At 52.1% G+C, this 22058-nt stretch carries 18 protein-coding genes; 13 read left to right on the top strand and 5 right to left on the bottom strand.

Going from position 1 to position 22058, the window contains the following annotated elements:
• Positions 1-93 precede the first annotated feature (93 nt).
• Positions 94-1410, bottom strand: coding sequence for a 30S ribosomal protein S12 methylthiotransferase RimO (gene rimO, locus AC2215_RS08985; protein WP_486809640.1), 1317 nt, complete (start codon positions 1408-1410; stop codon positions 94-96).
• A 419-nt stretch (positions 1411-1829) separates the two neighbouring features.
• On the opposite strand from rimO, the gene AC2215_RS08980 reads away from it, so the two are divergent.
• A complete protein-coding gene (locus AC2215_RS08980) occupies positions 1830-1973 on the top strand; it encodes a hypothetical protein (RefSeq protein ID WP_486809639.1) in 144 nt (47 codons plus the stop codon).
• Between the two features lie 140 nt (positions 1974-2113).
• Positions 2114-3154 carry a hemolysin family protein gene (locus AC2215_RS08975; RefSeq protein ID WP_486809638.1) on the top strand — a complete coding sequence of 347 codons (1041 nt, stop codon included), beginning with the start codon at positions 2114-2116 and terminating at the stop codon, positions 3152-3154.
• Between the two features lie 51 nt (positions 3155-3205).
• Here AC2215_RS08975 and AC2215_RS08970 read toward each other — a convergent pair whose 3' ends face one another.
• Entirely contained in the window at positions 3206-4498 is a 1293-nt protein-coding gene (locus tag AC2215_RS08970) for an FG-GAP-like repeat-containing protein (protein ID WP_486809637.1), read from the bottom strand.
• A 579-nt stretch (positions 4499-5077) separates the two neighbouring features.
• Between AC2215_RS08970 and AC2215_RS08965 the strand changes: the two genes are divergently transcribed.
• The 5 genes from AC2215_RS08965 to AC2215_RS08945 all read left to right on the top strand — a co-directional run bounded on the left by AC2215_RS08965 (position 5078) and on the right by AC2215_RS08945 (position 12690).
• A complete protein-coding gene (locus tag AC2215_RS08965; RefSeq protein ID WP_486809636.1) occupies positions 5078-5305 on the top strand; it encodes a DUF3134 domain-containing protein in 228 nt (75 codons plus the stop codon).
• 187 nt (positions 5306-5492) lie between these two features.
• Positions 5493-6611: a phospho-N-acetylmuramoyl-pentapeptide-transferase gene (mraY, locus tag AC2215_RS08960; protein ID WP_486809635.1), complete on the top strand. Its 1119-nt coding sequence runs from the start codon at positions 5493-5495 to the stop codon at positions 6609-6611.
• A 366-nt stretch (positions 6612-6977) separates the two neighbouring features.
• Positions 6978-7121 carry a hypothetical protein gene (locus AC2215_RS08955; protein ID WP_486809634.1) on the top strand — a complete coding sequence of 48 codons (144 nt, stop codon included), beginning with the start codon at positions 6978-6980 and terminating at the stop codon, positions 7119-7121.
• Between the two features lie 159 nt (positions 7122-7280).
• Positions 7281-10496, top strand: a complete 3216-nt coding sequence (locus tag AC2215_RS08950; RefSeq protein ID WP_486809633.1) for an ATP-binding protein — start codon at positions 7281-7283, stop codon at positions 10494-10496.
• A 661-nt stretch (positions 10497-11157) separates the two neighbouring features.
• Entirely contained in the window at positions 11158-12690 is a 1533-nt protein-coding gene (locus AC2215_RS08945) for a sensor histidine kinase (protein ID WP_486809632.1), read from the top strand.
• A gap of 103 nt (positions 12691-12793) precedes the next feature.
• Here the strand turns inward: AC2215_RS08945 and AC2215_RS08940 are convergent, their stop codons facing one another.
• A complete protein-coding gene (locus tag AC2215_RS08940; RefSeq protein ID WP_486809631.1) occupies positions 12794-13438 on the bottom strand; it encodes a Uma2 family endonuclease in 645 nt (214 codons plus the stop codon).
• A 125-nt stretch (positions 13439-13563) separates the two neighbouring features.
• On the opposite strand from AC2215_RS08940, the gene AC2215_RS08935 reads away from it, so the two are divergent.
• The 5 genes from AC2215_RS08935 to AC2215_RS08915 all read left to right on the top strand — a co-directional run bounded on the left by AC2215_RS08935 (position 13564) and on the right by AC2215_RS08915 (position 18763).
• Entirely contained in the window at positions 13564-14841 is a 1278-nt protein-coding gene (locus AC2215_RS08935) for an ABC transporter substrate-binding protein (protein ID WP_486809630.1), read from the top strand.
• Between the two features lie 20 nt (positions 14842-14861).
• Complete coding sequence (locus AC2215_RS08930; RefSeq protein ID WP_486809629.1) at positions 14862-15764, top strand: carbohydrate ABC transporter permease; 903 nt, start codon at positions 14862-14864, stop codon at positions 15762-15764.
• A gap of 485 nt (positions 15765-16249) precedes the next feature.
• The gene (locus AC2215_RS08925; protein WP_486809628.1) at positions 16250-17578 is read left to right on the top strand and encodes an ankyrin repeat domain-containing protein; all 1329 of its coding nucleotides are present in this window, start codon (positions 16250-16252) and stop codon (positions 17576-17578) included.
• A gap of 252 nt (positions 17579-17830) precedes the next feature.
• A complete protein-coding gene (locus AC2215_RS08920; RefSeq protein WP_486809627.1) occupies positions 17831-18256 on the top strand; it encodes a hypothetical protein in 426 nt (141 codons plus the stop codon).
• 150 nt (positions 18257-18406) lie between these two features.
• Positions 18407-18763 carry a hypothetical protein gene (locus AC2215_RS08915; protein ID WP_486809626.1) on the top strand — a complete coding sequence of 119 codons (357 nt, stop codon included), beginning with the start codon at positions 18407-18409 and terminating at the stop codon, positions 18761-18763.
• Positions 18764-18823: 60 nt separating this feature from the next.
• Here the strand turns inward: AC2215_RS08915 and AC2215_RS08910 are convergent, their stop codons facing one another.
• Positions 18824-20089, bottom strand: coding sequence for a HetZ-related protein (locus AC2215_RS08910; RefSeq protein WP_486809625.1), 1266 nt, complete (start codon positions 20087-20089; stop codon positions 18824-18826).
• Between the two features lie 336 nt (positions 20090-20425).
• On the bottom strand, positions 20426-21094 hold the full coding sequence (locus AC2215_RS08905; RefSeq protein WP_486809624.1) for an L-threonylcarbamoyladenylate synthase: 669 nt from the start codon (positions 21092-21094) through the stop codon (positions 20426-20428).
• A gap of 90 nt (positions 21095-21184) precedes the next feature.
• Here AC2215_RS08905 and larC point away from each other — a divergent pair.
• On the top strand, positions 21185-22058 hold an 874-nt coding region (larC, locus tag AC2215_RS08900), incomplete at its 3' end, for a nickel pincer cofactor biosynthesis protein LarC (protein ID WP_486809623.1).

Here is a 22058-nt window from a genome sequence, read left to right as displayed (position 1 = left end):
GGAACGGGAGCAAGATGCTCCCACTATGTACTTTTACTCTTCCTGATGTCCCCTTCGCCCCCTTCGCCCCCGAAGCCTCGCAAATCAGCAAAACTAAAGAGCGACGCTGCCGTACAAGTCGTAGACATCGGCATCCGTAATCGTTACCGGAACCATCGAACCGAGTCGCGCCGTCCCCCGGACGTACACCAAACCATCGACTTCGGGGGCAAATCTGGCCGAACGCCCGATTAATTCACCGGTTTGGGAATTTTCTTCTTCGACGAGAACGTCTACCACTTTCGAGATCGAAGCGCGGTTCTTCTTCAGGGAAATGGGTTGCTGTAACTGCATCAGGGCATCCCGACGAGCATCCATAACCTCCTGCGGTAGCTGGTTGGGAAGGTCGAAGGCGGGGGTTCCTTCTTCGGCAGAGAAAGTGAAAACCCCCACATGGTCGAATTCGTGACGACTGACGAACTCGAGAAGGTGTTGGAAGTGCTCTTCGGTTTCGCCGGGGAAGCCAACGATAAAGGTGGTACGCATCACCGCTTCGGGCAGTTCGGTTTTAATGCGATCGATAATTTCATCGTTCACCCGTCCCTGCCAGGGTCGGTTCATCGCCCGCAAGACTTCTGGGTGGGAGTGCTGGAGGGGTAAATCCAAATAGGGCAAAACGTTTGGGGTTTCCCGAATGGCAGCGATGACTTCGGGGGTGAGTCCCGTGGGATAGGCGTAGTGCATCCGAATCCAGGGAATATCGACGTTGCCCAATGCCCGCAGCAGTTCGGCGAGTTGGGGTTTGCCGTAGATATCGGTGCCGTAGTTGGTTGTGATTTGGGAAATCAGAATGAGTTCCCGTACCCCTTCGGCGGCCAGCTGTTCGGCTTCGGCAACGATCGACTCGATCGATCGCGATCGCTGATTTCCTCGCAGGTGGGGAATAATACAAAAGGCACAGCGATAGTTACAGCCTTCGGCCACCCGCAGGTAGGCAACCCCTTCGGTGGTGGTGCGATAGCGAGGCGTGGTTTCGTCAGCGATATAGGTCGGTTCTGGGGAAACTTCCGTCACTCGTTCCCCGGCTTCGACCCGTTGCACCACATTGACGATCTTGCCGTAGTCTCCCGTTCCCACCACGGCAACGGCTTCGGGTAATTCCGCGAGCAGTTCTTCTTGGAAGTGCTGAGCCATACATCCGGTGACGATTACTTTTTTACCGGCTTCGGCCAGTTCTACCAAAGTCCGCACCGATTCTTCCCGCGCTGCTTGGATAAAACTGCAAGTATTAACGATCGCGTAGTCGGCTAATTCTTCATTACTATCGATGGCGTAGCCGGCATTCGCGAGCAATCCCAGCATGTGCTCGGTATCGATGCGGTTTTTCTCGCAGCCGAGGTGAGAAATAGCGATGGTTGGCTTATTGCCCATGCGGAGTTTTGTTGGCGTGGTGTAAATTTTTGCGATCGTTATCTTACCGCTATTTTTAACGCGGTGTCAAATCAATGAAAATCGTTTTTTGGCTAATTTTTCAAGAATTTTCTATTAGTACTTTCCAGTCCGATCGTTTCTCGATGATTTATTTTTTTTGCAGCGATTAAGCATAGATTTATCTTTAAAAAAACGATCTTTTTTGGATTCTATTTTGACGATTTTAAATACTCTATAGAGTATTTTCTATAAGACCTTTCTTTAGCATAAATTCGTTCATTAAAATAAAATATGAAGATGAGCAAACTTTTGTAAATAACCCTGGGACCAACGGGTATAAATTACGTTAGACTGTAGTCGATTGTCCAATCTACGGGCAATCGACCTTTTATCGTGTCGTCGAAGTAACCCTACAAGCTATGACTGACCTGAATCGCGGCATCATGAAATTCAAGGGTGCCGATACACCCCTGGCTGTTGCAGTTTCCACCCTCGTTATTCTGGGCGGTATCGGTTTCTTGCTCTGGTGGGCTTACCAATCAGCCTACGTCGGACTACTGTAGAAATCGACCCATTCGCTCGACTTTCACTCATCCCCTAACCCAGCAACCGTCTGAGGTTAGGGAAATCTTCATCAATCCCACCTTTGATACTCGCTTCACCTAATATTCTCGCTGCCGACGTTAGGCCCCTTCTTGGAGAAGTGTGGCTCGACGTCACCGTTCTCGGGTTCATGCTACTGCTGTCGGGCTTTTTTGCCGGCTCGGAAACTGCGATTACAGCTCTCGATAACTTTAAGCTGCGATCGCTGATGAAAGACGCGGGTTCGTCGCGCTCGATCTTCCGATTGCTCCTGGAAAACCGGACCCGATTTATCATTACCCTGCTCGTAGGAAATACCCTCGTCAATAACCTCTCAGCTATTCTCACCAGCAATCTCTTCACTCTCTGGTTGGGAAATCAGGCGATCGGCATCGCGACAGCGGTTGTTACGTTTTTGGTGCTCACCTTTGGGGAAATCGTGCCCAAATCTGTGGCAATTAACAACGTTTTGCCCATTTTCATGGTGGTGGTGCGCCCGATTTATTGGCTCTCAAAACTGTTATCGGTTTTGGGAATTATCTACTTATTTGAAACCATCACCCAAACTGCCATTCGTCGCTTTCAGCCCAAAGACGGACAGCAGGGAGAATCCCTCAAAGATTTGCAACTGATGATCGATTTGCTCAGCGGCAAGGGCAAACTCGACTTGCAGAAGCACCAACTCCTCAATAAAGCGTTAATGCTCGATCGCCTCACCGCCAAAGATTTGGTGAAACCGCGGATCGAGATGCAAACCATCTCCCACCAAGCCACATTACAAGAACTGGTCAATTTGTGTTTGAAGACCGGGTATTCCCGGATTCCCGTGCAGGAAGAATCCAAAGATCGGATCGTGGGAATCGCCCATCTCAAACGAGCGTTGCATCGGCTGACAGTCATCGGTACCGAGCGCGGAAAAAAAGACGGGGTACTCAGTGCCGTCGATCCCCCGGTTTACGTTCCCGAAACCAAGCGCATCGCCGATCTGCTCAAAGAAATGTTACAACAGCGCCTGCACATTGCTATCGTCGTGGATGAGTATGGGGGAACGGTAGGATTGATTACCCTCGAAGATATTTTAGAAGAGTTGGTGGGGGAAATCTACGATGAAAGCGATCGTCCCCGCAGATTGAGCGATCGTCAAGGGATCTCGAATAAGTAATTTGAAGTCATATTCGGAATGCAACCTGACTGAACTTAGCGGTGGCTATAATCACGAGACTGTCACGAAATTTCCCCGAAGCTGTTCTGGAGAGGTCACCGAGACTAATCCCAACACCAAATTCGTCCCAGCCACGGAAATGGCAATACTAATGGGTACGTCCGGACTAATGGCAACCGTCACCACTTCAAACGTCAGATTGGCTTCGGTAAACCCTTGAGTCAAACCAATTTTATCCACCCCCGGCTGAAAATCGGTGATGGCATCGACTCGCAGAAAATCCAGTTCGTTATTAATCGTGATGCCCTTTTCCACGGGTAACACCAGGGTATCGCTCCCTTCGCCACCGACCAATAAATCCCGACCGAAACCCCCATCAAGCAGATCGTCCCCAGTCCCGCCATCGAGAAAATCATCTCCCAATCCACCCAGCAGGCGATCGTTCTCCGAGTCGCCCAAAATGACATCGTCCCCCAATCCACCCAGCAGTTCGTCAGCACCTGCGCCGCCCGAAATAAAATCGCCCCCCAAACTTCCCACGAGGGTATCTTCTGCCGGTGTCCCCACCAGACTGGTTCCAGCGATAAAAATATCCGAACTCGGCGCTTCCCATTCCGGCGTCAGAGGGGGCAGAACCACCACATCCGTCAGTGCCGTCCCATCCATCAACCAAATTTGGTTTTCTCCCGTGCCAAAATTACGGATGTGTAGGTCGGTCCGTCCGTCGCGGTTGAAGTCGCCGGCACTTTCGATCCGCCATTCCAACGGTGGCAGAATCGGCAGTGGCGCATCGCCAATGAGGGTGGTTCCGTTCATGAACCAGACGGCATTTTCACCACTATTAAAATTGCGCCAGACAATGTCCTCCCAACCATCGCCATTAAAATCTCCGGTGGCTTGGATGCGCCATGCAATATCGGGATTCGTTGATAAATTCACAACCTCCGATATCGCGGTACCGTTCATCGTCCAAATTTGAGTTTCTCCCGTGACGTAATTGCGCCACAGCAAATCCCCTTGGGTATCGCCGTTAAAATCTGTGACCCCTTCGATATGCCATTCCGGACCGGGGACGGGGGGGAGGCTATCGGCACCGATAATAGTGGTGCCATCGAGGAACCAGAGGAAATTTTCCCCGGTGGAGTGAGAGCGCCAAACCACGTCGTCCGAACCATCGCCATTAAAATCTCCCGTCCCGGACAAGCGTAGCAGCGGATCGAAAACCGTCGGCAGGGGAACGCCATTGGTGACGAGCGTTCCGTTCATCAGCCAGATAACGTGGCTACCGCGATCGGTGTCTCGCCAAAGAATATCGGGGTTGCCATCACGGTTGAAGTCGGACATATTGTTTCAGCAATTGGGTTATGAGTGACCTCGAGCGGTGAATGTTATCGGTGACAACAGTGGGTCGATCGCCCAGACGAAATGGGAATCGCAATTGTTTCGACCCAGAGGATTTTTGAGATCCTCCCCATGTCGATCCGGGTGCACCCACACTCTAGTGGAGATCGGGTATTTCACACAGGATAGGGGCAATTAGCTTGCCTGGCCATGTAACCTTCGGGGTTTATCGTTGCGGTTCCCCCACCTTGGGGCTGTCCCCAGCATAACCAATGTCTGTGAAATCGAGGCAATTACCGGAAAAAGAGCATAGGCTAGTGTAGTTAGAGATATACCATCATTTCAAACCTTCAAGCGCGAAAAAATTGGTGTCTCCCTGTCTGGATCGTTTGCCCCCTCAACCTGACAAAAAATCCACACTTTTTTCGAGGTAATGGTTCGAGTCCAAGTTGGAGGGAACGATCGAGGGTAATTCACACGAAAAACACCAGTTCTGTGAGGTCAAAACCTGTGTTTGAGCGCGATCTAGAATTTGATACGATGAAGTAAAATCTTCAGCATTTACCCAAACCCATCGGGCATATGAGTCAACTCAATAATCCTTCTCTCAAACAACTTCCTCGCCACGAAGCGGCGGAGGTGATTCCCTTAAACCAAGAAACGTCCATCCTCGATTGGCTGCAAGCGACAGGACGTCTCATCCCCCGCGATGATGACGAACAGGCGTCACCCCAACAAGATGACGGTCTCGATGGACTGATTGTCGATGATGACGTCTCTTACGATGAGGACGACGATGACGATGCGTAAATTGCGCTCGTTGCAATGAGGATTCATCATTGAAACAGCGTTCGCGAAAACGATCGATCCCCAAAGGGATAGCGTTTTCAATCTGGTTCCGCTAGGATAGCGGTGCGATCTGGGCGATGCAATATGGAATAATAAATTCCTGAGCCAACAATCGCCTTGTCCGGTGTGTAAGGAGTCAAAAAATTTCGTGGATACCAACTTTTACAGCAGGCGAATTCAAGTTTCGGGAACTGCTTTATCAGGATGCTTAGGAATCGGTTTGAGTCTAGCGGCGCTAGCCTTAGACTTAGAAGCCGATCGGCTGACCTCCATTGCGTCATCTCTGGTTCTTCCATTATTGCTCTGTGCGGCGGTTTGTGCGAGTCTCGGCTATTGGGCGATTCCCCTACTCCGAGCGCTAAAAACCGGTCAAATTATCCGCGAAGACGGACCTCAAGCGCATCTGAAGAAGGCGGGAACCCCCACCATGGGCGGGATATTTTTTGTCCCCACCGCCGTGACCATTGCGCTACTGTGGTCCGGAGTCTTCGGTGCGGTTTCCCCTGCGGACATGACCCTTCTGTTGGCGGTTTCTCTACTGACCTTATCTTACGGGGCGATCGGCTGGATCGATGACTGGCAGGTCATTCGCCGTAAATCCAACAAGGGCATCTCTCCGAAGATGAAACTTGCCTTGCAAATCGGATGCGGGGCGGCATTTTGTTATTGGTTGAGCCTGCAACCCAATTTTGAGAGTTTAACCTCCATTGCAATTCCATTGGGATTATCCATCCCCTTGGGTCTTCTCTTTTTACCCCTAGCCGGATTCGTCCTCGTCGCCGAAAGCAACGCCACGAACCTCACCGATGGGGTTGATGGGTTGATGGGCGGAACCGGCGCGATCGCCTTTTTGGGACTCGGAGCAGTGGTGGCACCCACTTCTCCCGCTCTCGCCACCTTCTGTGCTTGCATGAGCGGCGGATGCCTGGGTTTCCTCGTCCACAATCGAAACCCGGCACAGGTATTTATGGGCGATACCGGTTCCCTACCCCTGGGAGCGGCTTTGGCTGCCGTTGGCATTACCACCAACCACCTGTTTGCCTTGTTCGTCCTCAGTGGTTTGTTCTTCGTTGAAACCCTATCGGTCATCCTCCAGGTTGGATATTACAAAGCCACTAAAAATGCAGACGGTGTTGGGAAGCGATTGTTCCGGATGGCTCCTTTACACCACCACCTCGAACTGTCTGGATGGACGGAACGTCAAGTGGTAGGGATGTTTTATTTCGTGGTGGCCGTGCTGGCATTTACTGGCATTGCTTGGTTTTAGGGAGAAATGCTTCGAGATCTGCGATCTCCGATCTCGAAAACACAGTAAAAGCTCGAATGAAATCGTTATTCTTTCGTTCGTTTCAAGCTTTCACAAGATTGCCGGTAAGACGCAATCGTATCGAGTTGGCGCTCGTCGAAGTGCATTGTTATTTCATGCCCCGTTGCCGAATCTAAAATCTGGGTACATCGAAGATTTGGAACCTAAACGTTTCGGGCTCTAAATTTTATAAATTTTAATGTCGAGATGGTAAAGAGAGCGTGCCAAGCGACTGAGTTTAGGGTCTGAATCAAAATATAGCCGTCGCCATCGGGTCAAATCCCGATCGTCTCGCGAGGTCGGGAAGAGTCAGACCCGCCAGGGGAAATGCCCGAGCCGCCGACCCGAGGCGAACTCGAGCCGTTTGAGAATTTAGGCTTAAGCTGGGAGGCATTTGAAGATTACTACGATCGCGAAAGACCTCCCATTCGGCGATTCCGGATTTTGTATGCAGCCTCAAATCATGGGTGACCGTGGGCTGCCTTCACTCGCAAGTGAAAACCGAACAAATCTTGACTTCGAGGATCCAAGCTCTCAACGGTCGGATTCTTCCGGTTCACTATACTATTCTGTGACAATCCGTAAAAACCTTTCACGGAATCAGGCGATCCGAAATCCGGTCGAATGAGAATGACCCTGCCATCGTGCCTCGCGAACCGAATTCCCCGCAAATGTCACCTGCGAACCATTTCTATCGTTCCCTTCGTGGTGCAAATTGTCGCCACTGTCGGATTGACCGGTTGGCTATCCTTTCGGAACGGACAAGCAAGCGTCCGGGATGTTGCAGAGAAATTATCCTCAGAAATCGGCGATCGCATTGGGGAAAATGTCAGAAGTTACACCGAAATCTCGCACCTCTTCCTGCAAATTAAAGCGGCTGAAGTGCGATCGGGGGAACTGGATTTAGAGAATTTCGCCGTTCTCGAACGACAGTTTTGGGATTCGACGCAACTGACCTCCGCCGTTTCCTTCATCTACTACGCTAACGAACGGGGAGAGTTTATCGGCATCAATCGCTACGAGAACGATCGCCCGATTTTGTGGATACTCGACAAACCCGATATTCCCCAACTGAGTTTCTACCAACTCGCTCGACCCGGAGATCGCGATGGATTTTTGCGCCGCGAACCCTACAATCCCCTCACCCGTCCCTGGTATCGGGAAGCCGTTTCAGCAGGGGAACTCACCTGGTCTTCGGTTTATCCCGACTTCGCCCGCCCCATTTTAGTGGTCAGCCCCATGCTACCGCTCTACACTGATACCGGAAACTTGCAAGGGGTGTTGGCGATCGATCTCACCCTAGAGCAAATCGGGGACTTTCTGGGGCAGCTCAAAATCGGCCAGTCAGGTCTTGCCTTCATCGTCGAACCCTCCGGAAATCTGGTGGCCAGTTCCGATGGGGAATTGCCCTTCATCGAGACCGAGGCGGGAAAACAGCGACTTCACGCCACCCAAAGTCCCAATCGAGAGATTCGATCGCTCGCCACAGAGCTAGAGAAACAGTTTGGCAGCTTCGATCGCATCCCCGCCAAACGCCCACTCGTTCTCGAGATCGAGAACGCCCGACAATTCGTCAACGTGACCCGATTTCAAGACGATCGCGGTCTCGATTGGTCGATCGTCGTCGTAGTCCCCGAAGCGGATTTTATGGCGCGCATTGCGGCGAATACTCGCAACACGATTATTCTGTGCTTGGTTGCCTTGGGCGTCACCGCCACCATCGGATTCCTCAGCGCCCGCTACATTACCCAACCCATTCTTCAAGTTATCGAAGCCAGCCAGAAAATTGCCACCGGTCAATGTGCTGCCCCCGTCGAAGCCCGAGGTATCGTCGAACTCGAATTGCTCGCTCGCGCCTTCAATAAAATGAGCGCCGATATCAAATGCTCTCACGCCCAACTCACCGGTCGATCGGAATCCCTCGAACGCAAAGTCCGAGAGCGCACCCGAGAACTCGAAGAGCAAATCCGCCTCAGCGAAGCCGCTCGCCAAACCCTTGCCGACACCCAAGTGCGCTTGCGCGAATCGGAAGAAAAATTCTCCACGGCTTTTCGCTGCACCCCCCACCCCATCACCATCACTCGACTCAGCAACGGACAGCATATCGAAGTTAACGATACCTTTCTCACCATTACCGGATACAGTCTCGAAGAGATTCTCGATCGCACTGCCCTCGATCTGAACTTATGGGTGGATACTAACGATCGAATCCACCTGTTTGAGACCCTAGAAGCCGATGGGAAAATCTCCAATCTCGAATTCGAGTTTCGCACCAAATCCGGTGAGGTAAAGACCGCCTTACTCTCCTGCGAAATTATCAATCTCGGCGGGGAGGAATGCCTGCTTTCGGTAACCACCGATATTAGCGATCGCAAACAAACCGAAATTGCCCTCGAACAGGCCAAAGAAGCCGCTGAAAAAGCCAACCGCACCAAAAGCGAATTCTTGGCGAACATGAGCCACGAACTGAGAACCCCCCTCAACGCCATCCTCGGCTTCAGCCAACTGATGGCTCGCAATCGGGCCTTTGCCTCTGGTGCCCGGGAACTCGAGATTATCAACCGCAGTGGCGAACACTTGCTCGAACTGATTAACGACATTTTGGAAATGTCAAAAATCGAAGCCGGACGGACAATTTTCCACGAAATCCCATTCGATTTATACCGCTTGCTCGATACCCTGGCGGAAATGTTCGCCCTCAAAGCCCAATCGAAGGGACTCGCACTCATTTTCGATCGCGACCCGGCCACCCCTCGCTACGTCAAAACCGACCAAAGCAAACTGCGCCAAGTCCTGATCAACCTCGTGGGCAATGCCATTAAATTTACCCAAACTGGAACGGTGATGCTCGGTGCCGGACCCCGAGAAGAAGACCCCGGTTCCGACCCCATCTGGCTGTACTTTTCCACCAGCGATACCGGTCCCGGCATTGCCCCCCAAGATCTCGAAAGCATTTTCGATCCCTTCGTCCAAACCAGTACCGGACAGCAGTCTCAAGGGGGAACCGGTTTGGGATTGCCCATCGGTCGTCAGTTCGTGCGGTTGATGGGGGGTCAACTTCAGGTTGAAAGTACCTTAGGCGAAGGCAGCCGATTCTATTTCGAGATTCCCGTTCGCCCGGTGGCAATGGAGGATGTGGAAACTCAAACCCCCAGCCAGCAAGTAGTAGGTCTCGAACCCGGTCAACCGGACTATCGCATTTTAGTCGTCGATGACGTGATGGAAAATCGCCTATTGATGGTGCGTATCCTCGAATCGATCGGGTTGAACGTCTTAGAAGCAGCAAACGGTCGAGAAGCCGTTGAAATTTGGGAAAACCAGCGACCGCACTTAATCTGGATGGATTTGCGAATGCCGGTGATGGATGGGTTTGAAGCCACCCGGCAAATTCGATCGCGCGAAGCACGAGATCCGGACGCGGCAACAGCAACACCAACGGCGATCGTGGCTCTTACCGCTAGCGTCTTGACCCAGAAACGAGATTTAGTCATCGCAGCCGGTTGCGACGATTATGTCGTTAAACCTTTCACAGAAGCCCTGATTTGGCAGAAAATGGCGCAATATCTCGGCGTTCGCTACCTCTACAAAACCCAGAAAGACAAAGACGTCGTACCTCCGGAAGTCGAACCTATTTCCCAACTGACGCGGGAACACCTATTGGTCATGCCACCGGAGTGGATCGCGCGACTTCACCAAGCCACCCTCGTCGGAGACGATCTGTTAGCGATCGATCTAATCGGACAAATTCCCCAATCTCAAGCTCCTCTGGCTGCCGCCTTGACCGATTTAGTGGAAAATTTCAGTTTCAATCTCCTCGGGGAGTTGACTCAAGGGGAGACGCGGTGATGGGGGGATGGAGACAAGGGAGACAAGGGGGACAAGGGGACAAGGGGACAAGGGAGACAAGGGAGACAAGGGAGACAAGGGAGACAAGGGAGACAAGGGAGACAAGGGAGACAAGGAGAGGGGAAGAGTGTAACAACTAAACGAGTTGTCAATTGTTCCTGCCTACCTTCATCAGTGTTCTAATTGATGTGGTAGCGGCCATCGCTTGTTCGGTTGTTGCCAATGTTGGAAAAGGAAATATGCCGATACCCTAGTATTAGTTGGTAAAACAATCGTCTTTCCAAACCGGCAACGAACCCTTGTAAGAGTTACGTCCTCGCGTTGTTAACTCCTACATCTAGTTCTTGAAGGTTTTGAAAACGCCAGATTTACCTCAACGGTACGGCAAACCCGCAAATAGTGGCATCAATGCCTCGCGCGAGGATTGCGTCGAGACCTAATGACATTTACGGCAACTGCCCGGTGGCAGGAGATGATGGGTGCGAAGAAAATCGCTCACCCTCAAGACCCAAGCCGATATAGCAGGGGCATGATTTCATTGCAAAAAAACGATCGATCGAAATTGATGTATCCCCTAAAGAAATCGAACGCAAGCGCTAGATTGAAGGCGGATTGGAGCAACGTCAAGGTTAACTTAGGGATATCAAGGAGGTAAATCCGAGTGGTTCGAGCGAGTGTAGAATCGATCGAGAGTCTTCCCACCTTAAGTGAAGTGTTGGCAGGGTCTCAAGCCGAGCGGAGCACGACCGCGATCGCAGACCCCAAATCGCTGCCTCAAGCGGCATGGGAAGTACAACGACAATGGCAAGGGGCGATCGCCGCCATCGGGCAGATGCTCGGGCAGATCGTCGAAGAACCATCCACCCAGCGACCAGTGGGGTTAATTTTATCAAATTCGGTCGCCATGCTGGCGAGCGCTTCTTTACTCGGACGCTTGGCTGCCTGGAACTTTACCACGACAGGTCGGCATATCCGGTCACTGCCGAGTCATCGATTATCCGATGGTGCGGAATCGGTTATTCATGGCGATCGAACCGGTACGATCGTTCTAGGTGACGGCGACCCGATGGAAGTGGAGCAATTTTGCTGGGTACTCACTCATCAATTTACCTTGGTGGCAGCACGAGGTATCGATCCGGTGGGAATGCCAGCGTTTCAGTTTTCTTTCGATCCCGAGACGGTCAAAAAAGCTTGGAATTGTTTGCGGGGTCGGATCGTGCGTGCAGAGCAACCGGGCGCCCTCAAACAACTCGATCGCCTCGTTGGTGAGTTTGCCATCGTCGAACCCGATTACAAAACCGTTACCCGCTTTACTCGGCTGCTACTCGAAAATCTGCCGCTGCCAGATGCTCCCACTACGAACAAGAGACCTCGACGGCTAGAACCAATTTCGACCGCGAAACACCACACGCGATCGCCCCACGTTCGTTTTGCATCCCATTGCCATTCGAGACCCGTTGCAGAGTCGGGAAACGCGAACCGGACCCCATCCCCCGAAGCGGAATCCACTCCGCCGGATATCGAACTCTTGCAAGCCATCGCTCATGAAGTCCGCACGCCGCTGAGTACCATTCGGACGCTGACGCGATTGTTGCTCAAACAGCGGGATTTAGCCCCGAAAGTCGTGAAATGGCTCGATGCCATCGATCGCGAGTGCAGCGAACAAATCGAGCGTTTCGGTCTGATTTTCAACGCCGTGGAACTCGAAACCAGCCAGGTTCGACGCGATCGCGTGCATCTGACTCGGACTTGTCTCGAGCGAGTCGTCAGTAGTTGCATTCCCCGGTGGGAGAAGCAAGCCAGCCGACGCAGCCTGAAACTCGATGTCAAACTCCCCCCGACGATGCCCCAAGTGGTGAGCGATCCGACGATGCTCGATCGGGTTTTAACCGGAACCGTGGATAACTTTACCAGTAGCGTACCGGCCGGCAGCCACGTCACCGTGCAAATTGCCCTGGCAGGCGATCGACTCAAATTGCAGTTGAAAGCGCGCGGAAAGTCAGTCGGATGTAGCGATCGCACCTCTTCTCTCAAATCTATCGGTAAGTTGTTGATGTTCCAACCGGAAACGGGGAATCTCAGCCTCAATTTGTCGGTGACGAAGAACTTATTTCAAGCCTTGGGGGGAAAGCTGATCGTGAGGAATCGCCCCCAGCATGGGGAGGAACTGACGATTTTTCTACCCTTGGAGTGAAGGGGAGATGGGGTGTGGGGTGTAGGGTGTGGGGTGTAAGGTATGAAGTGACAAAGAAGAATATCGCCTCCCCTCACTTATTCCGCACCCAATGTGACGACTGCTATTGGACGAGTGTGGCTTCAAATTCTTCGAGTGCCTGGAAACTCCCCACTTGCCACGATCGTTCGACGGTATGAGGGACGATGTGGATGATGTCGATGTCGGGGAACGTTGGACTGGTTTTGGATTCGATGTATTTTCCGGCTTCGAGGAGATAAATTTTGAGCCGTCCGCTATCGTAAATCCACACTTCCCGAACACCGATCGCAGTATAGGCATCGATCGTTGTTTTTGAGGTGACATCCGTTTCGATCGCCAAGTCCGGTGGGGGATCGCCCGGTTGCAAGCGGCGACGACCGATTATTTGTTGGTAGTTTTGGATATAAAAGCAGGCATCGGGTTCGACTCCCGCTAGCCCAGTTCGTTTGAACGTCGTAGAACCAAACGGTTGATATCGCCGACCTGTTGCTTTGAGTAAGGTTTTGACCAAATCGGAGATTAAATCGTTGGGAAGTTCGTGTTCGGGTAGGGGAACCATAATTTCCAAAGTGTTTTGGCTGTATGCCACTCGGGCCGATCGATGTTCTCCAATTTCTTGCAAAATCGCTTCGTATTCTGCCCAACTCACATTCGGAATGGCGATCGAACTTCCCGGTGCGAGTTCGATTTGGCTGACGGGTTTGAGAACGGGGGTGGCAAAGGTCATCACGCGAATTGGCACGCTCGCCAGTGGTAAGAAACGATCGATGTTATTGAGTGTAACGCAGGCTCAACCCAGCTCGATCGCACTTGCTATAGTAGGATATTCACCTACCTTGCACGTCGAGTCCCATGAAATTGTTCTGGTCTAAATCCGGCTTGTACGGCATTCTCGCCCTGTTGAGTGCGGTATCGATTTTCCTCTTCAAAAATGTTAGTCGGGCGCAGGAAACCGTCACTATCAAAGTATTGATGCAAGCCTTGGAAGCCGCCCAGTGGGAACCGTTAGAGGCAGCATTTGAAGCCCAAAATCCCGATATCGACTTGGAAATCGTCGAGGGTCCCAACGCCACCAACTTAGTGGAAGATTTATATACCTCGTCGTTTCTCCTGGGGGATTCTCCCTACGACTTGGTGTATATGGATATCGTCTGGACGCCCAAGTTTGCGGCGGCAGGTTGGTTGGCCGATTTGTCCGATCGCATTTCCGAGGAAGAGTTGGGTCAGTTTCTGGCGGGGGATGTCAATGGCGGACGCTACAACGGTCAGTTGTATCGGATTCCCTTCCGTTCCGATGCCGGGATGCTGTACTACCGCCAAGATTTACTCGCCGAGGCGGGATATCAGCCGCCACAAACCACTCAGGAGTTGATGGCCATTTCCCAGGATTTACAAGATCGAGATGTGGTGGAGTGGGGATACGTCTGGCAGGGCAAGCAATACGAGGGACTCGCGGCGATGTTCGTGGAAATTCTCCACGGTTTCGGTGGTTTTTGGATCGATCCGGCAACGAAAGATGTGGGACTTGATGGAGAAGGGGCGATCGCGGCGATCGAGTTTTTGCGCGATACGATCGATTCGGGAGTCTCGCCGGGGGGAGTGACGACCTACCAAGAAGAAGAAACTCGCCGTTTCTTTCAAAATGGCACCACTCTCTTTCTGAGAAATTGGCCCTACGTCTGGCGGTTTGCCAATGAGGAAGGGTCGCTAATTGCTGGAAAAGTGGCAATTAAACCCATGGTTGCCGCCCCTGGAGAAAGTAGCGGTGCAACTCAAGGGGGTTGGGGTTTGGGAATGGTGAAGACGACCAAACATCCCGATGAAGCGTGGCGGGTTATCGAGTTTATCACCAGCGAGGCGGCGCAGAGACGGTTCGTCCTAGAAACGGGATACGTACCTTCGCGGCGATCGCTCTTTAACGATGCCAAAATCGTTACCGAATACGGTCACTATCCCCAACTTTTGCAAGTGCAAGAGTCGGCCGTGTTGCGCCCCCCGATCGCCCAATACGCCCAGGCTTCCGATATTTTACAACGCTATTTGAGTGCAGCCCTGACCGAGCGCATGAGTCCGCAAGAGGCAATGCAGGCAGCCGCAGATGAAACGCGCCGATTGTTAGGGACTAAGTGAGGATTGAAACGGGGAAAATTATGACGCAAGATACGATTCGGAATCGAGAACAAAAAACAGGTTGGCTTTTGGTCGCCCCCGCATTAGTCATTCTGTTATTGGTATACGCTTACCCCATTTTGCGAGCTTTTTGGTTGAGTTTATTTACCCAAAATTTAGGCACGCAATTACAGCCAGAATTTTCCGGTTTAGCTAATTACGGACGGATGATGGGGGATGGAAGGTTTTGGCAAAGTTTGTGGAACACGACGATTTTCACTTCAATTGCCCTAGCGTTTGAATTGACATTAGGTATGGGGATTGCCTTAGTGTTAAATCGGGCATTTCGCGGACGCGGATTTGTCAGAACAATTGCCATTCTTCCTTGGGCGCTACCCACAGCTATTATGGCGCTGGCGTGGACGTGGATTTTTAACGACCAATTCGGAATTTTAAACGATATTTTATTGCGATTGGGGTTGATTCAAGAGGGAATTAATTGGTTAGGCGATCCGACCCTAGCGATGATGGCTGTAATTACGGCGGATGTGTGGAAAACGACATCCTTTGTGAGTATTTTGCTACTGGCAGGATTGCAATCGATTTCAGAAGATTTATATGAAGCTCACGCTATTGAAGGTGCAACACCCTGGCAGAGTTTTCGGCAAATTACTCTACCCTTATTAATGCCCCAAATTCTAATAGCTGCCCTCTTTCGATTCGCTCAATCTTTCGGGGTATTTGACCTGGTACAAGTGATGACGGGGGGAGGACCAGCCGGTTCGACGGAGATGGTTTCCCTGTACATTTACGCCACGGTACGGCGCTATTTAGACTTCGGCTACGGTGCAGCGTTAGTGGTGGTGACCTTTATTATTTTGGTGGTGGTGGTTGCCCTGGCTTTTTATTTGCTGGGTAAAGTTCGTCGATCGGCAGGAGTTTGAGTAATAATTAACAATTAACAATTAACAATTAACAATTAATAATTAGAGTTTAGAAAAATTTAACCCCGCGAGCCATAAAACCCTTATCCTGATGAGATTTGATAGTTTTAAGAGATCTCAGAGGATTGGCAATCCAAAATGCTCACCTTGTCAGGGTTGTAGCCTTCGCAATCAATTTTTTCTCTAAACTCCAATTAATCAACATAGGGCATGAATATTTAATTTGTAAAAAAAATCAAAATATTTATTAAATAAACGTTATTTTTTCTGAAAAAATAAAGGAAAAATTTAGGTCGAGTCTTCGTCAATCTGGTGGGGGTCAACGGCCGTTGACTCCTACCATCTTTATTGTTAAACATTAAATGTCCGAAACCCTCTGCGCGTCGCTATAACGAAACTAGCACGGACTGCGATAAGTTTTTATTTCATTTTTATCCGATTCCGATTGCGAATATTCGATCGAATCCCAAGGCTAGAATTGGACTATGACTTTAATCGAAGCAGTTCGATCGGGAAATCTCGATCGCGTAAATGCAGAAATTGCTGCCGGTGCGGATGTTAATTTACCCGCCGACGATGCCACCCCTTTAACCTTTGCAGCGGCAGCCGGACGCAAAGATCTCGTTCGTACCTTAGTTCGGGCAGGGGCAGATGCCAATTGGCAAACTGAAAACGGCGATACGGCGATGATGCTGGCGGCGATCGCCGGACAGACTGCAATTTGCGAGTATCTGGCCATCTTAACGGAACCGAGCGAATGCCAGCGCGCCATCCAACACCTCCACGCCATAACTCCACCCGATATTAACGATCGAGTCGACGATTTTATCGCGGCGGCGGCAACGGGAGAGGCGATCGAACCCTTCCTCGCAGCGGGGATTAATGTGGATGGGTTGGGAAAAACTCCGCTCTACAAAGGAAAAACCGCCCTGTATTTAGCGGCGCGCAACGGACAAACAGACACCGTGCGGCAACTCCTCGCGGCCGGAGCAAATCCAGATATCGTCATCGACAGAGACGATCTTTGGGCGGGGAAAGCGCGAGATTGTCCCCGATGCCAAACTCGTTTTACCGCCGTTGCCGATAGAGGGCAATGTCCGAACTGCAAGTGGGAGTTCCACGCCAGCTTACCCGACTACGATCCCAAAGCTCGATCGAATCCCTCAGATCGAGTCATCGTCGATGAAAGCCAGCCAGGTCGAAAGATAACCTTCCGCCCTCAAGCGTTGTCCGATTGGGCAGTACCTAAATTTCACGATATTTGGTCTCGCCACACCCCCTTAATGGCAGCAGCGCGCATGGGACATCTCAATGTAGTGCGGCTGTTGCTCGATGCCGGAGCGAGTCAGGAAGATAAAACGCGCTGGAATCCCCCATCGCCCCTGTATCGCGCGGTGGAAGGGGGGCATCGAGAGATTGCCCGAATTTTAATCGATGCGGGTGCGGTACTCGATCGATTTGAAGGAACATCCACAGACGCTCGCACCCCTCTGATGGTGGCAGTGGAAAAATCAGATCTGGCTCTGGTGGATCTGCTCTTGGAAGTGGGAGCTAATGTCAACGCACGGGGCGAGTTCGGGCGTTCGGCGCTGGTGGTGGCCGCAGAACTGGGACTGGAGGAGATGGTGCGACGGTTGCAAGAGGCAGGAGCGATGAGATTCGGGCGGTTGGCAAGCCTCTTGATGAGCGAAGCGATCGCACTGGCTACATCTGGTTGCTGGAGAGCAAAGTACTTCATCCCTATTCCCCATTCCCCATTCCCCATTCCCCGCCCTCACCGGAAACAGTCTTATCCAAAACTGACGTTAAAGTAAGGAAAAAGAGCGCTCTGACCAGGCGCAGAGAGCCTAAGACAGTCGATTTGGGAAAGCAAGGCAAGAACCGTCGGGTCAAACATGCAGCCATGCCGTAGGGGTCAACGGCCGCATTCCCCCTGCAAGATTTATAAAAACTCAACCCGAATTTATTGTCCGCACCCGCCATGCGCTTAGCGATAAAGCGTCAGTCCTGAGATAGCTATTATTGAAAGCATAGTCGCGATCCTCCAAAAGATAACAGATTGCCTCATGAATCGAATTCAAACTTTAACTGCTGCGGGATTGACTCTTCTCTGGGGAGCTGGAGCCACGCGACTTCCTCAATATCCAGCTGATGCCCACACGGCCGGAGCACCGGCCGTCGCCGACGAAAACGGCGATTACACGCGCCGCACCGACCAAACCCACTGGCAAGTCGTCGATCCCGACCCCAACGGTCTCAACTGCCGAATGGCTGGCACGTTGGAGGATTATTACCGCAGCGATACCTCCCCCAAGATTCTTGATTTCCCGGTCGTAGCAACACTGGAGTCAGATCTACTCTTCGAGGTTCAAGCGACTCCTGCCGGATGGGTAAATTTCGGGGACGATCGGGGATTGCCTTGGTTCTACGTAGCCGAACGGGAGTGCTTCGTTCGGGCTAACAGCAGTTTTATCGTCCCGACTTCCCATTAAGGGACTTGCGGGTTAATCATGTACCCATCAAGTTTTTTAGATTCTGGAACACAGGTTTTCTGGTAGGTACTTTATTTCTTTGCACATCCCTTATAACTGGACGCAACAGGTGCCGGAGTATTTTGGGTTCGATCCCTTCAACCCCGAAGATTGGCAAGGCTTTTTTCTTCAGTACGGGGGCTATCACAACCCATTCCCCTCAACGAACGGGGTCAGCGGGTGAGCCAAGCATTGGGATTGGCGTTGCTGCGGTGGCAGGGTTGCGATCGAGGAATTGAAGCGATTGGGTTGCGTTGGGCGACGCTCGCTGGAGAGTTGTTACCGTTGTCCCAGGAGATTGCCGAACAAGAACGAGAACGAGCCGAAAAAGCTGAATCTCAACTAAACTCCTGCGCGCTGGAGCTATTGAGAGAAGGGATGAGTGTGGAGCGGGTGGCCCGGTTGACGGGACTTTCGGAAGAACGAGTCAGGGATCTGAGCGATCGAATAGCTGGAGATGAAGGGTAGGATTGGGAAATGCAGTCGGGGAATAATTGACCGAGCGATCGCATCCTACCCTCTCGATTCTCAGGATTCATGGGCGACATTCCGAGCTTGCCAAGCCAAGTCCAACACTTTCGTCCAGCGTTTTTGAGCTTGCTTGGGGGTGCACTTGAGGGCTTTAGCAATTTGGGCTTCATCGGTACCGGCTTGCTTGAGTTCGAGGAGCTGTTGCTGTTGGGGATTCAGTTGTCCCAAGAACTCCTGCCACTGCCCCGGAGACATGCCCAAGTTTTTATCCAAGTCGGCGCCCAACCACTGATGTACGAGCTTCCAGTTGTGGGTGCGGGCGAACTTCTCCACGTGGTACTTGAAACGCTGTTGCAAGTAGTCGCGCTGGCGGGAGGACAGACCCAGGATTTCGTCGATTTCGTGGGCGGGTAAATCTTGCAACTTCAGGGTGAGGTAGTCCACGCAATCGGACTGACCTTGACCGGCGAGGTAGTCCATCAGGGAGTGAATGACCCGATCGCGCATCACCGCTTCGGAGGGATCGACAGCTTCGGACACCATTTGTTCCCGTACTTGCTGCATGGCGGCAGAACGGCTGTGCATTTCGTTTTCTTCCCCTTTTGCCGATTCCACGGCTAGTTCCATGTCGATGGAGGTTTCGGGGGGCTGACCTTTAGCAAAGCTCTGGGCGCGCAGAATCACCAACTGCTGGGATTTGCGACCGGGGAGAGAAATGCGGCGCTTGGCATACTGCTCGGTGAACGCCATGTATTCAGCCAGTTCGACGCGGGTGCGGGGAGAGTAGTTTTCGGCGACTTCGTGTTCCCGACGGAAGGCGCGGAGGACTTCGACGTAGAAGTTTTGCAGGAAGTCTTCGATCAGGTTGTAGCGCGCTTGGAATCCGAATTGGGCTTTGGCGGGGGCAACGTGGCGGTACACCATGACGCTCAAGTTGCTGTGGAGTTCGACCCGTCCTTTTTGGGAACCTAACTCGTAGTATGCGAAGATTTTACCGAGCCGATGGCGCGCCAGGGAGATTTGCCAGGTTTCGACTTCTCCAGAATCTTGAATCCGGTGGCTCTTATCGCAGATGCGGGTGACTTCCCGAGCGATACGTTCGGCGACGGCAACGGCACTGCGGGAGGTGGATTTCAATCCCCCTTGCAATTCTTGAAGAACGAACCGAGCGAGGGCTTGAATTTCGGCTTCGTCTCCGTTGCGATCGTCGTTGGGCACGTTAGAACTCCGGTCTTGGGGCTGGGCGATGGCTGCTGGGGTTTGGGAGACCCGAACTGCGGGGGTGAGGGTGGGGGTGGTGGAGTTTACGAGTTTTGTTTTCATCCTGATTAGCCTCGGGTAGCGCACTAAAGTGAAATGTCGGGGGGTCGTTGCTTGAATCTCAACTGTCCACATTTCAAATGTAGGATGCGCCGCTTTTGGGAGGGGAGCGTAGGTTGCCAGTATCGAAAGCGAAAAAAGTAGACGCAGCCACCTCGCGAATTAGCCGAGGGATGGAGGAGAAATCGTGCCGCAAAATTCCCTTGCCTTTAAGGGGATAAAAGCCTTGCCAGGTAACGGTTTTAGGGCTTAAATTACCCTAGATTCTCGACGCTGAGAAAAAGAGGACGATCGCCAAACTGGTTTTTGGAATGCGTCCAATTGCCCAATTGGTACACCTCAGTCGAGATCTAACCAGTGAGAAACTTCATCCCAACCGAGACCTTTGCGGATGACGCTGGGTTCGTCGGTGGTCAGATCGAGAATGGTGGACACTCGATAACCGAGTTCGCTACCGTCATCGACGATGACATCGACTAAATTTTCCCAACAATCGAAGAGTTCGGCTTTATCGATAGGTGGGTTGTCTTCCACCGCTGGAAGGGGGGCGCTATTATCTTCGGGGGGAAGATAGGCCGAGGTGGAAATCACCGGATTGCCCAATGCTTGGAGCAAAGACTGGCAGACGGGACTATCGGGAACGCGAATCCCAGTGGTTTTGCGCTTGGGGTCCATCACCAGGCGCGGCACGAGTTTGGTGGCCGGGAGTAAAAATGTATACGTTCCGGGAATTAGATGCTTCATAATCCGATAGGCTCGATCGGTGACCCAGGCATAATTCGCAATGTTGGAGAGTGAGGAGCATAGGAAGGTGAGGGGTTTATCGTTTGCGAGTCGTTTGATTTGTCGAACCCGTTGCACGGCGGATTTAACATTTAAGTCGCAACCGATCGCGTATACCGTATCTGTGGGATACAGCATCACCGCGCCATCTTTGAGTGCCTTCCCTATACGATCTATTCGGCGTTCCTGGGGCGTATCCGGATGAATTTCGTAAATTGTTGCCATCAAAATAAGGGATTATAAATTACGGATGAAAAATGCGCTTGCGTCCCCTCATCTTCCCACCTTTTCGATGACTCGCGTCCGGATGTAACGATGACGAAACTGGCCTATTTAGAATGCCCGACGGGAATTTCGGGTGATATGTGTTTGGGTGCCCTGGTTCACGCGGGGGTGCCGTTGGAATATTTAAAGGAACAGCTCGATCTCCTCGAGATTTCCGATGAGTACGAATTGCGATCGGAACTCGTGGAGCGCAATCACCAGCAGGCGACGAAAGTACACGTGGATTTGAGGCGATCGCATTCCCATCCCTCCCATAGCCCAGAATCGGACGATGGCGCTGGACATTCGCATCACCACCACCATCCCCCCGTTCGTCACCTACCGGAGATCGAGGGGTTAATTGAGGCTGCCGGGTTGCCCCAGCGGGCGCGGGATTGGAGTTTGGCAGTGTTTAGAATTCTCGCACGGGCAGAGGGAGCGGTACACGGCATCGCGCCGGAACGGGTGCATTTTCACGAAGTGGGGGCTACCGATGCAATCGTCGATGTGGTGGGAACTTGTTTGGGGTTGGATTGGCTGGGAATCGATCGCCTTTACTGTTCTGCACTGCCCACGGGAGGGGGAACGATTCGCGCCGCTCACGGTTTGCTGCCGGTTCCCGCCCCAGCGGTTTTGAAGTTGTGGGAGATGGGGGAAGTGCCTATCTATAGTAATGGGATCGATCGGGAGTTGGTGACGCCGACAGGAGCGGCGATTTCGGTGACGCTGGCGGAATCCTTTGGCGCACCGCCACCGATGCGGTTGCAAACAGTGGGACTGGGGGCGGGTTCTCGGGATTTTCCATTACCGAATATTCTCCGGTTGTGGATTGGGGATTCTATGGGAGAACGCGGGGACGTGGGGACGCGGGGACACGGAGAGGGGAATCGATGGGAAGACGCGGGGACGCGGGGACGCGGGGACG

It is taken from the genome of Zarconia sp. (assembly GCF_057467645.1).
This window is presented reverse-complemented; position numbering and strand designations above follow the sequence as displayed.